A 14,562-nucleotide genomic window follows, 5' to 3' on the forward strand; every position below is an offset into this window, starting at 1 on the left:
TCAGCGTGATTTTAAGTATCGCCAGGTCGGGGAATCTCGTGCCGAAGAGATCGGCGTCAGCGGACGGGTGCGAGTTCGACGCCCGACGGAGGTACCAGGCGACGCAGCGTTCCGTCGAAGCCGGTGACGTAGAGCGCCCAGCCGTCGCCGTCCTGTCCTATACGCACTGAACTCGGCCCGTTCCACCCACTCGACAGACCCGAAGCGACGACGCAGGAAGTGCCGGTTTCAGGGTGTACGCGATAGATCGAGCCTTCGACGTGAGCAGCGGCGTAGAGCATTCCATCCTGCGACATGGTCAGATCGTCGAGGCCGGGTATCAGGCTCGGGACCGTCGCTACAACTGTCCACGCGTCAGGGGTATCCAAGGGCACTCGAATGATCTGACCGGTGAACAGGTCATCGGTGTACACGGCTCGATGATCCGGACTGAGCGCGAGTCCCTCCGAACGCGGCACTGTCGACCAATTGGGCACGACGGCTCCGGAGTCGTGCAGATAGCGCGAGACGCCCTTTGGCGGACCTCCTTCTGTTCCGACCCACGTGGTCAGCAGATCGCCGTCGGGAAGCCGGAGCAGGCCGTTGCCCGCGAAGTCGACGGGTGCGGACAGCTGATCCGTCGAGGTGTCCAGGTGCCACAGCTTGCCGTCCTGTCTGGTGAGGAAGGACAGCCTCGAACCGTCGAGTTGCAAACCGCCAGGGGCAGCCATGTCGTCGAGGACAGTTCGTACCTGTCCTGCGGCGTCGACGTGATAGATCTTCGACTCGCCGGAGAGGTAGAACCCGCCGTTGTCATCGGGCTCGAGGTTTTCGAGCTGTTCCAACCCTTGCGCTACGGTTTCGACCCGCCACTCGCCGCACATCGGCGCGACTGTCCAGGTGGCCCCCGCCGGCGTAGCTGCGGCCACGGTCCCGGCTGCGATCGCCGCGACGATCAACAACGCCCGAGTTCGGTTGCGTGATACCCCCATTGCGCACAACTTACGGCAAACCGGACCAATATCAAACGGTCTGGTCGGTATAGCCGACGCCCAGGGGGTCGCTCCAGGTGGTCCACACGTCTGGCCCGAGTTCGATCTCGGCTGTGGTGAGTAGACACGCGTCGAGTTCTCGGTGCAGTCGAGACGGGTCGATGGCTTGGCCGATGAAGACGAGTTCTTGTCGGCAGTCTCCGACGGGTTCTTCCCACTTGTCGAGGATTCCGTCACGACGGTAATCGTCGGCCGGCCACTCGTCACGGGGTAGAAACTTCCACCAACGGCCGACGTATCCGTGGCGAATGAGATGACCGGCCTGAGAAATACTCCCGATCTCGGTGAACCGGCCGGCATTCCAGTAGTAGCCCTTGGCCCGAAGTAACTTTCCGTTGGTCCACTCGCTGCTGAGGAAATCATGCAGCCGTTGGGGGTGGAAGGGTGCGCGCTCGCGGTACACCACCGAACCGATTCCGTACTCCTCGGTTTCGGGGATGTGTTCACCTTGGAGTTCTTGTAACCATCCGGGGGCCTGTGCAGCCTTTTCGAGTGAGAACAAACCGGTGTCGAGAATCGTGTCGAGTGGGATGCGACCGAGCGTCATCGGAACTATCGCAGCGGATGCGTTCAAAGAGCGCAGGACTGCGGTCAATTCGACCAGGTGCTGGTGCGAGACGAGATCGGCCTTGCTCACCAGGATGACGTCGGCAAATTCGATCTGATCGACAAGCAGATCCGCGATGTCTCGTTCGTCTTCCGGGGCATCGGCTTCGACGCGGCCCCCAGCCGTGTAGTCGCGCAGAAAACTGTGGCCGTCGACGACGGTGACCATGGTGTCGAGTCGGGCGACGTCGGCGAGGGCGTGGCCGTCGGTATCGATGAATGTGAACGTCTCTGCGACGGGAAGCGGTTCGGAGATGCCCGAAGATTCGATGAGTAGGTAGTCGAATCGGCCATCGGCGGCCAAGGCACTGATCTCGGAGAGAAGATCCTCTCGCAGAGTGCAGCAGATGCAGCCGTTCGTCATCTCGACCAGTTTCTCCTCGGAGCGACTGAGCGAGATCTCACGCTCGACTTCTGCACTGTCGATGTTGATTTCGCTCATGTCGTTGACGATCACCGCGACCCGCCGACCCTCTCGATTTCGCAGGATCTCGTTGAGTAGTGTCGTCTTCCCGGCGCCCAGGAAACCTGACAGCACCGTGACCGGAAGTCGTGTGTCGACCATGATTTCCAGTGTCCTTCCGAATGAGAGAATTGCTGTGATCAGGCGGCGGTCACGCGAAACGCTGTGATCGCGTGACCGCCGCCCGGAATGTTGGACGATCAGGCCGCAGGCTCGAGGTAACCCTCGAAAAGGTCGACTACGACGCTGCCGCCGTCGGTGTCGCTACCGAACAATTCCTCGGCGGCGAACTTCACGTGGTACGTCGGTTCTTCGCCGGCGTCGTTGCGCCCGTGGCCGATTGCGTCGGGAAACGGCCACTTCTCGCTAGTCCGATGAGAGATGGTTCCCACTCGTCCGCGGCAGTACGCAGGCATTCGAATATGCCCCGGAACGTACTCGTCGCGCACGCGTACTCGCTGACCGATTTCGAAGGTGGTCGTCTCGACGGGTGCCGGACGCCCTTCGGATTCGCTGGGCCGCGACAGTGGGAACGGTCCCCCTGCAAGGCTTTCGAGTTCTTCCTGCGTCAGGATTCCCTTTTCGACCATCAGTGTCGCGACGCCGATGACGTACCTCTCGTAGTACGGGGTCATCATGTAGTGGCGTGGTTCCATCCGCTCGACGACGTATCGAACTTCGTCGACGCTGAATGCCCCGAGTTCGGCGACACCGGCGAACATCAGGCTGTACGGCAGGTGTTCCCACTCGGCGTGGAAGGTGGGGCCGATGTCGGCGTTGACGGTATGCGGGACTTTGCCGAAGCCTTGAACTCCGGCAAGATCGTGTACTCCATCCATGGTGTGCTTCTTTCTTGTCGGGGTGATCAGACGGTGGGGACCTGCGGGACTGCGACGCCGATCAGGCAGTCCTTGGTGACGATTTCCTGCAGTTGTTCCTGGCTCCAGCCTTCGGTGCCTGCGGGACGTTGCGGGAGAACCATGTAGCGAGTTTCGGCGGTGGTGTCGTAGACGCGGATCTCGACGTCCGACGCGATCTCGGTTCCCATCTCGGAGAGAACCTTCCGTGGCTCACGCACCACTCGCGCACGGTATTCGAAACTCTTGTACCAGGTAGGGGGCAGGCCGAGAATGGGCCACGCGGTGCATGAACACAGCGAGCACACGATCACGTTCTTGAGGGTCGGGGTGTCTTCGACTGCCACGATGTATTCGCCCTGGGGGCCCAGATATCCGTACTGGGCAACCGCGGCGGTACCGTCGGTGAGAAGCAGTTGCCGGAAATCGGGGTCGGTCCACGCCCGCGCGACCAATTCCGCTCCGCGCCTTGGACTGAAGTCCTCCTCGAAGGTCTTCTTCCATCCCTCGACGTAACCGTCGGGTACCAATCCCTTACCGTCGAGTGCGCGGAACAGGGCCCACGCCCGGTCGGAGACCGGCGCCTGGGCCGGTGCGGCGTTCTCCGTTGTGTGGTCGATCGTTACTGACATCTGGTTCACCTTTTCTATGCGGGCTGATCATGTGTGAATCGGTGGAATTTGTTGTGCAAGTGCGGATACAGAACTAGGTGAGGCTGAGTTGTGGTGCAGAGTCGGAGATGTGGTCGGCAGGCGTCGGAAACGCGCCGCGAAGCTTTTCGAATGCGCGCCCGACCCGGAGGACCGTCGCATCGTCGAAGGTCTTGCCGGTGATCATCATTCCGACCGGAAGCCCGTTCACCAGGCCGGCGGGAACGGACAGGGACGGATGTCCGGTCACGTCGAACGGTGCTGTGTTGGCGATCATCCCGAGAGCCTTCGTGATGAAGGTTGCACGATCCACGTCCTTCGCCGGTAGTTCGGATGCGACGTAGGGCAGTGTGGGCATCACCAGGACGTCGAATTGTCTCAAGGCAGTGTCGTAGGCGGCACGGGCGAGCGGTACGAGGTTCCGGGCTTTGCCGTAGCTCGCGCCGCCGAGGGTGGTGATGCCGTGGTGGCCGGTCAGAGCCACCAGTTTGACGGTTTCGGACAGAGCGTCGGCGTGCTGAAGGCGTCGAGAAGCAAAGTGTGCCATCAGTTCCGGATCGTACAAACCTTCGGCGTTCATGCCGTATCCGTTGCCGTCCAACATCTGGTAGGCACCACCGTCCGTGGCGATCACGTTCCAGATGTGGAAAGCATGTAGGTGCCACGGGATGTTTACTTCCTCTACCGTGCAACCGATTTCGGACAGACTGTGTGCCGCTGCGCGGACTGCGTCGTCGACCTCGGGCTGTGAGACCGCGTGCCCGAAACCTTCTCGAACGATCCCGATTCGCAGACCATCCACATCGGAGTCGAGGGTGGACAGATAGTCACCTGCTTCGACGCTGTCGGCTTGGCGTGGGTCGTTACCGTCGCGACCGGCGATGACCGAGAGCATCAGTGCGGCATCGTGGACCGTGCGTGTGATCGGGCCGAGATGGTCGATTGTTCGCTCGATGGGAAATGCCCCGGTATACGGGACGAGCCCGAACGTCGGCTTGTGTCCGACGACGCCGCAGAATGCCGCCGGGATCCGGATCGATCCGCCCTGATCCCCGCCGATGGCAAAATCGACGTCACCGTTTGCGACGAGAGCCGCACTGCCACCGGATGATCCACCTGCTTCACGTTGTGGGTCCCATGGATTGCGGACCGGTCCGCTTGCCGGTGTGAAGCTCGAACCGGAGAAACACAGGTCCTCACACACAGCTTTGCCCGCGACGGTTGCACCGGCCGCCAGTAGTCGAGTGACCACAGTCGCGTCGCGAGACGGAGTGAACCCCTCTACTGTCCGAGACCCGTTCATCATCGGAACTCCGGCCACGGTCACGTTGTCCTTGATCGCCACGCGTCGGCCGGTCAGGACGCCGTCCGACGTCGGCGGGATGCTTGTGGTCACATACCAAGCGCTCAAGGGATTTTCGCTCGCTGTTGGCACCGTGTGCTCACGTGACGTGGTCGGCGGGGTTGCCTCGTCGGCGTACAACTGGTCGACGACGTCGTAGGAGCCCAGTGCTCCGTCGATCAGTGCCGGCCACTCGAGCCGGGCTGACTGGTCGAAAGTGATGCCGTAATGCCTTGCGGCGGTGTCTATTGCATTGTCGTCAGGTCGGATTGTCGCCATGAGAAGTGTGCTCCTGATGTGATCGGCTTCACTTGTCTTTCAGACTAGGGCCGGATCCATAATTGCGTCAATAGGTATCGACATATTGACTCGTTAAGTTCGGGTTACGCGCGCTCAGAGAGAGCGGGGGTACAGGCGCCCACGGCGTGATTCAGCGAGCAGAATCGGTCGATGCAGTGGAACGCCGTTGTTCGTAGAGCTTTTCGATGTCGTGACAAGCTGCCGAAGTACTGTTTCCGGATCGCCTGCCGACGTTCGTTCGACTGCGCGTGCGTAAGCGACGATCGCTTCGTATGTTGTCTCCGACAGGGAACTGAGCGGAGGCAGGAGTTCGTTCGAGCTCGCGCTGTATCGCTTTTCGAGGTCGTGATCGCCGGCTGCGGATTGAAAGTAGCCGAATGCCGCCCAGACTCCGTCGGCATCGGAATTGCCGATGAGCTGCTGAGTGGCCTCGTCGAGGACCAATGCAAACGTCCGCGTGGTGGCCCGCAGTCCGTGCTGGGCGCATTGTCGTTCGAAGAAGACCTCGTCATGGCCCACCAGGGTGGAAAGAATCAGTTCGGCCCCGGAGTCGGCTATCGACTCGATGATGCGTGAGAAGTCGGTTGTCCCCAACGGTACGTAGACTTCGCCGGCCACCGAACCTGTGGATTCGGCGATCACACGCCGGGCCGCCCAATGCGCTCCGAACGACCACGAATACTGCTGGCCGACCAGGAACCAAGTGCGAGAACCGGTCTCGGACATCATTGCGGGTATACCTGCTCGCGTCTGGTCGAGTGGTCGCTCACCCAATCGAAGGACTCCCGGACGCGATCGACCTCCCTCGTTGAGAACTGTGTGCACCAACAGCACACCGGTGTTCTGCAATGCAGATGCAGCGGCATTGAAGGTCGACGATGTCACGCACGCGAAAACGGCGCGACATCCGCTTTTCACCAATCGCAGTGCGGTCGCCGCTCCGGCCGCCGAGTCGGAAGCGTCATCGCCGATCACCAAGTCGACGAGAACGCCGCCGATGCCGCCGTCGGCATTGATTTCTTCCACGGCCAGGGCTGCGAGTGTTTCTGTCGCCTGGGCGAATACAGCTGCCGGGCCGGATTTGCTGACCAGCAGCCCGATCCGATGTCGGTCGGAACGCGGAGGTTCGGGTGGAGCGAATCCGCGCTTGTTGGCAAGCCAGGAAATGCCGTCCTGATCGAGGCTGGACTCGAGAACGATCCGGGTCCCGGCGCCGTCGGGAAAGAACCGGATCGTCAGGCGGCCGCGCCACGGTTGGTGGTGCACGATCACGACCGATCGGCCCCGCTTCACGCCGGCGACGTATCCCAACAGCGTGATCGGCATTCCGACTGGATCTGCGCGTGCGCCGTCGCCGACGGGAAGGGAGATGGCGGCAGCGGCCCCGACCGTCAGTTGCTCACATTCGAGTTCGAGCAGTTGCCCCGTTTCGAGGCGCTCGAAGGCTGACCCTGGTGGGTCGGTCGTTACGATCTGTGCCGTTACGGAGAGACCTGGCACGTTCTACTTCCTGCCTGAAATAGGTGCTGGGGCTCAACAAGGCCTCACGCTCGGCGACGCACCGATGCGACGTCTGAATCCTCAGTCGCAGTGGCCGGCAACTCGGAGGCGTTCGAACCTGCTTCCAGCGCTCGCCCGAGGACGTCGCGCAGGAACTGGAGTGCATCGTTGGCGGGCCCCGATGGATCTATCGAGAACAGGCGATGACGTCCTTGACGCCGTTCGACGATCACGCCGGACAACCGCAGCGCCTTGAGATGTGTGGATACCGTGGTGCGACCGACCGTCGAAATTTGATCGCTGATGAAGCCCGCGTTGCACTCGCCGTGTGTAGCCAGCGTGTCGAGAATCTGTCGACGCACTTGGTCGGCCAGCACAGCAAACGCCAACTCTTCGTTTCGTTGAGTAGTCACTGTCTGCTGTCCGCGCTTCCTCGATGGTCTCTACTGAGATATGTCGACACCCGTCAACATATCTCGAGTTGCCTCCGAGGGAAAGAATGTGGCCGAAGATTGCCGGCGACTTCGGTCAGTGCTCGGCGGTGATCACCGCGTCGCGCAGCATTCCGGTCCCGGGATGGCAATTGATGTACTCGTAGAGCTGATCGGCGGCATCGAATACCGAGACCTCATGGTAGAGACGCAATTTCGACAGGCCCTCGGCCACCCGGAAGAACGTCGTGAAGATCCGTAGATGGGTCGGGTGGGATTCCGACCACCGTTCGAGTTGGTCGAGGGAGGCCCAGTGGCCGATGTTGTAGCTCAAGTCGAGGAAGTTTCCGTCGATGTCGATATTGCGTACGAATCGGTTGCTGTAGCACCCGACGGCCGAGCCGTTGTCGCGGAGGAAGTCCATGCCCGATTGAAGAGTGGGCAGGATTTCGTCCAGGTAGAGGCTGCGCTCGTCTGCTTCCGCGTCGGCCCAGTCCTGCCCGGACCTGATCAGTGCGATGTTGTCGTGTCCCCGCACTACTACGCGTCCACCTACGGCGGGGTCACCGGCGACGACCCGCAGTTCGCCCGAGGCCTGCATCCAGTCGGTTTGGGAGATCGGAAACCGCTCGCGCATCGAACCCCAGTAGCCGTGCTCGTTGATTTCGCCGCTGACACCGTCCATGACAGCTCCCACCCCGGGGAGGTCGTCTTGGAACGCGTAGAGCGTTTCGAATTGTTCGGCTCTCGGTGCCACGATCTCGCGGAAGAACCCCAATCCGTCCGACAGGCGGTCTTCGGACTCCCACCAGGAGGACACTGGAGGTGATGTGCTCCAACGATGTTGGGAAGAAACATCTTTCCAGTAACCGACCACGATCAGGTTCTCGTAGCCCTGGTTGTCGATGTGATGGGTGAGATCGTGGTGTGCCGGTCCGTCCGGCAAGTCGAAGCCGGCGACGATATCCCGCATCGCCCGCAGTGCTGCCGGGCGCTGATCCTCGCCGCGGAACTGCACGCCGAGATAGCCCATCACGACCTGGTGCAATGTGTCGTCTGCGCGCCCGACCCACATGGGAAACGGTGGCGTATAGGTATCCGGGACCCGCCTGGTCAGAGTGCGCGGGCATTGAAGGTGTTCGCCGATTGCAGATTCCATGAGTGCTCCCTGTGATGTAGGTGGTCGAATCGGGTGCCTGGCACTTGGCAACGCCGTGCCGAAAATCTACGCCCGCTCAGCCGAGCAAACTTGGCCGTCAGCGCCCGATGCTTGGCCTACCGTGCCAAGAATTGTGGATACGCTTCGGCGACAGAAAATTTTGAACACCATGTTCAATGGGTAAGTGTCCGAAGATGTTACAGATCAGCGGGTAGTACTTGTGGGGGCCGCTGCTTGCGACCGGTACCGCCGCGGGCTGATCCCGAATTCCGCCTTGAAGGCTCGACTGAAGGCGGCCAGGTCGGTGAATCCCCAGCGGTGAGAAATCTGGGTCAGCGACCGCTCTACTCCGTGTCGTTGCACGATCTCACGACGGCAACCGTCGAGTCGACGGCTGCGAATCGACCGTGACACCGTCGTGCCGTGTTCGGCGAAGGCTCGGTGCAACTGCCGAATGGAGACTTTGACCGATCCCGCGATGTCCACCGGAGACAGGGCCGGGTCTGCGATGCGGGCGTCTATGACCGACAGGGCGGATTCGTAGAGGCTGGTTCGCCGCGAGGTGATCGGTCGCGCAGTTGTGTGAAGAACGGACTTGACCAGGTTGCCGATCTCGTTGACGACTTCCTCTTCGTCTCCGCTTGCGTCGGACGTCATGCGGACGGAGGCAAGATCGTGAAGAAAGCGACCGAGCAGGCCACTCAGGCCCGCGTGTCCGTCGAAGGCGATGGCGGTCAGGCTCGTGACCTCCGCGTCGCTGAGCGACAGGTACGACCGTGGCCAGGTGAACACCTCGAGTCCCCAGATGCCGTCGTGTGCGTGTCCCTCGATCTGCCAATCGAAGGGGCGCGTGGTGTCGTACAGGACGTAGTCGCCACGTCGCAGGACGCATTCGCGGTCGTCTTGGCGCACTACCGCGCTACCGCGGCGGATCATCCCGATCTGCAGATAGTCCGCGCCGTCGCTTTTGATGAGGCTGTTGCTACGGACTATTCGTTGTTCCATCGATTGAACTGCGGATACCCGAACGTGTGCGAGTTGGGCCGAGTGGACGGCCCCGCTGAATCGATCGCCGTCTCCGATATCGGATACGTCGAGCGCGACAAAATGCTCGCGCAACAAATCTGCCCAGTCGCCCGTGAGAGTCGTGCGTGTGGGCAGGGAGAAGCCGGATCGCGCGAGCATTGCAGGGCGCCTCCTCGCAGAAAAGCCGAAGTTCTCGGGTGCTCGATGTTCAGAGAGTAATCCCGCACATCAGACATGTCGATAGAAGTCGACATGTCATCGCGTCGGGAAGAAATTGTTTGCCATACAAACAACGCCGAGTTATTGTTTGTCGTACAAACAAGTAGGAGTTCGTGATGGCCACCGAGGCAGTTCCCGCAGCGCGCGCGACGCGTGAGTCGGGCAAGCAGACGCGCATGGCGCTGTTCAACGCCGCAACCGAGCTGTTCCTCGAGCACGGCGACAGCGTCTCCATCGCGCAGATCTGCACGGCCGCCGGCGCCCATCCCAACCAGGTGACCTACTACTACGGCTCCAAAGAAAAGCTCTTCGTCGAGGTGGCGTGCGCGGCCGTTCTGCGCGCAGGCAAGCGTGCCGAGGTCGATGCCGCCGACGCCGACACGGTCGGCGATTACACCGAGAAGCTGGTCGGATCCCTCCTGGGCTCGGGCGCTCCCAGCGTCGAACTCTTCGTGGAAGCGATGATGATGACGGGTCGTCGTGGTGAACTCCGCGACCTGATCTCCGAAACGCTTCGCACTCTGCACTCCTCGGGCAAAACCGCCCTCCTCCGTACCTTGATCCGCACCGGCTGGCAGCTGCGCGCGGGCATCGACGTCGAGTCCAAGGCCTTCTGGTCTGCGATCTTCGGCCTCGTCATCCAGAAGACTGCCACCGGCGAGAGCTTCGGCTACTCCCTCGAGGAGGCGGTTGCCGTCATCTTCGCCACCCTCCAGATACCCGACGCCGTACTCAACAGCTCGATGGAATGAACTCTCTTCGAGCGTGATTCTCCGACAAGGACTTCGATGAATATCGTTCGCGTATTCGACAGCAACGTCACCAAGACCCCGGACAAACCCTTCCTGATATTCGACGGTCACGATCACACGTACTCCCAGGTTCAGGACGGAAGTCGACGCGCCGCAGGCTATTTGCAGTCGCTGGGCGTGCAGCCGGGCGACCGCGTCGCGCTGATGTGTTACAACACTCCGGGATTCGTGTACGCGATGCTCGGTGCCTGGCGCTTGGGCGCCGTCGTGGTCCCCATCAACCACAAGATGCAGACTCCGGAAGTTGCCTACGTGCTGGGACACGCGAAGGTGTCGGTGTGCGTCTTCGACGGTGAGTTGGCGCCGGTTGTCGGTCGACTGGAGACAACGGCCAAGCTGATCAGCACGGACTCTGTCGCAGACGGTTTCGACTTCTTCGACGACGCCATCACCCGCCAGGACGGCGTTGACGGTATCGACATCGACGAGAACGATCCGGCCGAAATCCTCTACACCTCGGGGACTACCGGCTCGCCCAAGGGCTGCGTCCACAGCCACCGCAACGTCGTCGGTGTTGCCGTCACCGCGGCCCTCGCCGTGTCGACGACTCGGGACGAGCGACTGCTCATGGCCGTCCCGATCTGGCACGCTTCCCCGCTCAACAACTGGTTCATGTCCATGCTCTACATGGGCGGAACCGTCGTGCTGCTGCGCGAGTACCATCCCGTCAAATTCCTGGAAACAGTTCAGGAACAACGCATTACCCTCTGCTTCGGCCCGCCGGTCATCTACACCACTGCACTCAACCTCGTGCCGAACTTTGCCGACTACAACCTCGGAAGCGTTCGTGCGTGGTTGTACGGCGGGGGACCGATCGGCGCGGATGTCGCTCGGCGACTGGTGGAGTCGTACGGCACCACCGAATTCCGGCAGGTCTACGGCATGACCGAGACCGGGCCAGTGGGCACCGTGCTGTACCCCGAAGAGCAGTTGAGCAAGGCGGGCTCGATCGGCCGCGTCGCGCTGGCCGGCGTCGACCTGCGCCTGGTTGCCGATGACGGCACCGACGCGGAGCCCGATCAGATCGGTGAGATCTGGCTGCGCGCCGACACCGTCATGCAGGGGTACCTCGACGACCCCGCTGCCACGAAGGCTGCTTTTGCCGACGGCGGTTGGTATCGCACCGGCGATCTGGCGCGCAAGGATGCGGACGGTTACCTCTTCATCGTCGACCGCGCGAAGGACATGATCATCACGGGCGGCGAGAACGTCTACTCCAAGGAGGTCGAGGACGTGATCTCCGGCCACCCGGACGTCGTCGACGTCGCCGTTGTCGGAAAACCCAACGAAGAATGGGGCGAGACCGTCGTCGCGCACGTCGTCTGGCGTGAACCGGATGTCATCAGCGCCGACGACATCAAGGACTACCTCTCGGACAAGTTGGCGCGCTACAAGATTCCGCGTGAAGTGGTGTTCGCGACGATTCTTCCGCGTACACCGACCGGCAAGATCCAGAAGCACCTCATCCGCGCAGCGAGCTGAAAGGCCTGTCATGACTGATATTTCCGAGAAGACCGTCACCCACCCGGCTCCGCATCGCACCCATGCAGTGCTCAACCAGTCGGTACCGCGCACGGACGTCAACGAGTTCCTGCTCGATACGGTCCTAGCCGAAGGCGTCGCGCGTCACGACGCCGATTGGGCCACCAGTGAACTCACCGATATCGGTGAACTGGTCGGCAGTGCCGGGTTCCAGCACGACGCCGAGCTGGCCAACACGGTGATCCCCGAATTGAAGACCTTCGATCGCTGGGGAAACCGCATCGACGAGGTCGAATACCATCCGTCGTATCACCGGATCATCTCTGCCGCCGTTGCGCACGGTGCTCACACCTCTGCCTGGGCTGACCCGAAGCCGGGTGCCAACGTGGCTCGGGCCGCGGCATTCATGCTCTTCTCCCAGGTCGAACCGGGCCACGCGTGCCCGATCTCCATGACGCACGCTGTGATCCCCTCGCTCGAGCTGCAACCCGATGTAGCCGCCATCTGGACCCCGCGTGCCCTTTCTCGGAGTTACACCCCCGAGTTGGATGCTCCCGGAAAGGCATCCGCGATCTTCGGAATGTCGATGACGGAAAAGCAGGGTGGCTCCGACGTGCGAGCCAACACGACCATCGCCAAGCCGGCCGGACGTGGCGGCCCGGGTGCGGACTACCTCCTCACCGGACACAAGTGGTTCTGCTCCGCGCCGATGTCCGACGCCTTCCTGGTTCTCGCTCAGGCCGAAGGTGCTGCCGGCGAGGGACTTTCCTGCTTCCTTCTCCCCCGCATCCTGCCCGACGGCACACGCAACGTCTTCCGCATCCAGCGTCTGAAGAACAAGCTGGGCAACAAGTCCAACGCGTCGTCCGAGATCGAGCTCGACGGCACCGTCGGCACCATGATCGGCGAACCGGGACGTGGCGTGCGGACCATCATCGAAATGGTGTCCCAGACGCGACTCGACTGCATCCTCGGCAGCACGGCAGGTATGCGTCAGTCGGTCGCCGAAGCGGTGTGGCACGCACGGCACCGCAGCGCTTTCGGTGCCGTCCTGGCAGATCAGCCGGCGATGACCTCGGTGCTTGCCGATCTGGCTCTCGAATCCGAAGCCGCGACCATCACCGCACTGCGATTGGCCCGTGCGCAGGACGAGGACGCGAATGAGCAGGAAAAGGCGTTCCGCCGACTCGCGACGGCTGTTGCGAAGTACTGGATCTGCAAGCGCGGCCCGCACCACTCCTACGAAGCCCTCGAGTGCCTGGGCGGCAACGGTTACACCGAGGACTTCCCGCTTGCCCGTCGCTACCGTGAGCAGCCCGTCATGGCCGTGTGGGAGGGGTCGGGCAACGTCATCGCGCTCGACGTCCTGCGCGCGATGACCCGTGAACCCGACTCCGTTGCCGCCTTCGACCACGAGATCAACCTCGCCCGCGGCAACAACCCGGTCCTCGATCAGCACCTCGATCGGGTACGACGCCAACTCGGTGAGCTCGCCACGATGGCACCTGCCGACGCTCAACTCCGCGCTCGGACCGTCGTCGAGGCTATGGCGTTGGCACTGCAGGCTTCGCTCATGGTGCGCCACTCCCCGGCCGCCTCGTCCGATGCGTTCATTGCCGCTCGCCTCAGCGCCGACCGTGGTCACGAGTACGGAACTCTGCCTGTGGGAACAGATTTCGCCGGAATTCTCGCGAGAGCCTAAGGCTGCTCCCTCAGTACCCTGGTGACGGTGTGTACTGCCGGCGTCGGATTGTTGGGTCGCCATGCCATCGCGATTTTCAGCGTGGGCGTGGCCCCGGCGATCGGCAGGTACACGACCCCGTCCATGGACAGATGCGCCGTCGACTCCACGACGACGGCGATCCCGACCCCCGCTCCGACCATGGCCAACAGGCTGTACGGATCGGGGGCTTCGTGTGCGATGGTGGGCGTGAAACCTGCTGTGGCGCAAACGGACAACGTTGCATCGCGCACCACCGAGCCGTGCTCGGCGGGATACATCACGAATCGTTCGGTTGCCAGGTCTTCCGGTGACACCGAGTCATGCGTACCGAGGTGATGCCTGGCCGGAACCGCGACCATCAAGGTTTCCTCCCGCACAGTGTGAGTCTCGAATCCGCGCGGAATGGGCAGGCCGACTATGCCCATGTCCAGTGCTCCGCGTCGGAGAGCGTCGAGCACCTCACCCGAGTACATCTGCGGCCGTAGTTCCAGTTCGATTCCCGGATGGGAGTCGGCCAAGGACCGTGTGAGGGCCGATAGGACGGTGTAGCCGCCTGTTCCGCCGAAACCCACTGTGACACGGCCCGTCTCGCCAGTCGACGCGGCCGATGCGATTTCTCGTACCACGGCGATCTGCGCTTCGATGATTCGTGCGGGCGTGACCAAGGCTTCGCCGGCTGCGGTCAGTTGCACTGATCTGGTGGTCCGGACGAACAGGTCGGTGCCGAGTTCGCGCTCGAGCGCCCGAATGGTCTGGCTGAGCGGGGACTGCCCGATGTGGAGTCGCTCGGCGGCCCGGCCGAAATGAAGTTCGTCGGCGACTGCGAGAAACGCGCGCAGCTGACGCAATTCCATGTCGCTCCTCCCGGTCTTCATTATGTGGTTCTCCCACATAAATGAGTCGAACTAAGTCTTGGACTCTACATGGATTTCGGACGATAGTGATTCACGCCTCACATTGC

General features: G+C 62.1%; 13 protein-coding genes. 3 read left to right on the forward strand and 10 right to left on the reverse strand.

What is annotated here, in order from left to right:
* Nucleotides 1-56 precede the first annotated feature (56 nt).
* From ABH939_RS30020 to ABH939_RS30060, 9 genes are all read right to left on the reverse strand, one after another.
* Nucleotides 57-971: an SMP-30/gluconolactonase/LRE family protein gene (locus tag ABH939_RS30020; protein WP_063315374.1), complete on the reverse strand. Its 915-nt coding sequence runs from the start codon at nt 969-971 to the stop codon at nt 57-59.
* 31 nt (nt 972-1,002) lie between these two features.
* Nucleotides 1,003-2,202 (reverse strand): zinc metallochaperone GTPase ZigA, encoded by a 1,200-nt coding sequence (zigA, locus tag ABH939_RS30025; protein ID WP_075835027.1) that lies wholly within the window; start codon nt 2,200-2,202, stop codon nt 1,003-1,005.
* A gap of 98 nt (nt 2,203-2,300) precedes the next feature.
* Complete coding sequence (nthB, locus tag ABH939_RS30030) at nt 2,301-2,939, reverse strand: nitrile hydratase subunit beta (protein ID WP_042450645.1); 639 nt, start codon at nt 2,937-2,939, stop codon at nt 2,301-2,303.
* Nucleotides 2,940-2,965: 26 nt separating this feature from the next.
* A complete protein-coding gene (gene nthA / locus ABH939_RS30035; protein ID WP_003946052.1) occupies nt 2,966-3,589 on the reverse strand; it encodes a nitrile hydratase subunit alpha in 624 nt (207 codons plus the stop codon).
* 73 nt (nt 3,590-3,662) lie between these two features.
* Nucleotides 3,663-5,228, reverse strand: a complete 1,566-nt coding sequence (locus tag ABH939_RS30040; RefSeq protein ID WP_404650606.1) for an amidase — start codon at nt 5,226-5,228, stop codon at nt 3,663-3,665.
* Nucleotides 5,229-5,342: 114 nt separating this feature from the next.
* Nucleotides 5,343-6,749, reverse strand: a complete 1,407-nt coding sequence (locus tag ABH939_RS30045; RefSeq protein ID WP_054187255.1) for a substrate-binding protein — start codon at nt 6,747-6,749, stop codon at nt 5,343-5,345.
* A gap of 44 nt (nt 6,750-6,793) precedes the next feature.
* Entirely contained in the window at nt 6,794-7,162 is a 369-nt protein-coding gene (locus ABH939_RS30050) for a helix-turn-helix transcriptional regulator (protein WP_007735244.1), read from the reverse strand.
* 115 nt (nt 7,163-7,277) lie between these two features.
* Nucleotides 7,278-8,339, reverse strand: a complete 1,062-nt coding sequence (locus ABH939_RS30055; RefSeq protein WP_050655939.1) for a phenylacetaldoxime dehydratase family protein — start codon at nt 8,337-8,339, stop codon at nt 7,278-7,280.
* A gap of 204 nt (nt 8,340-8,543) precedes the next feature.
* Nucleotides 8,544-9,524: a helix-turn-helix domain-containing protein gene (locus ABH939_RS30060; RefSeq protein WP_047270147.1), complete on the reverse strand. Its 981-nt coding sequence runs from the start codon at nt 9,522-9,524 to the stop codon at nt 8,544-8,546.
* Nucleotides 9,525-9,700: 176 nt separating this feature from the next.
* Here ABH939_RS30060 and ABH939_RS30065 point away from each other — a divergent pair, with 176 nt between their 5' ends.
* The 3 genes from ABH939_RS30065 to ABH939_RS30075 are packed head-to-tail and all read left to right on the forward strand — an operon-like array spanning nt 9,701 to nt 13,580.
* Nucleotides 9,701-10,336, forward strand: coding sequence for a TetR/AcrR family transcriptional regulator C-terminal domain-containing protein (locus ABH939_RS30065; RefSeq protein ID WP_404650607.1), 636 nt, complete (start codon nt 9,701-9,703; stop codon nt 10,334-10,336).
* Nucleotides 10,337-10,372: 36 nt separating this feature from the next.
* Nucleotides 10,373-11,878, forward strand: a complete 1,506-nt coding sequence (locus tag ABH939_RS30070; protein ID WP_404650608.1) for a class I adenylate-forming enzyme family protein — start codon at nt 10,373-10,375, stop codon at nt 11,876-11,878.
* 10 nt (nt 11,879-11,888) lie between these two features.
* Entirely contained in the window at nt 11,889-13,580 is a 1,692-nt protein-coding gene (locus ABH939_RS30075; protein ID WP_260646938.1) for an acyl-CoA dehydrogenase family protein, read from the forward strand.
* Here ABH939_RS30075 and ABH939_RS30080 read toward each other — a convergent pair.
* Nucleotides 13,577-14,455, reverse strand: coding sequence for a LysR family transcriptional regulator (locus ABH939_RS30080; protein WP_030537644.1), 879 nt, complete (start codon nt 14,453-14,455; stop codon nt 13,577-13,579). The genes ABH939_RS30075 and ABH939_RS30080 overlap by 4 nt on opposite strands.
* Between the last annotated feature and the right edge of the window lie 107 nt (nt 14,456-14,562).

Origin of the sequence: Rhodococcus sp. 27YEA6 (assembly GCF_044908235.1) — a bacterium.
Taxonomy (GTDB): Bacteria; Actinomycetota; Actinomycetes; order Mycobacteriales; family Mycobacteriaceae; genus Rhodococcus_F; species Rhodococcus_F qingshengii.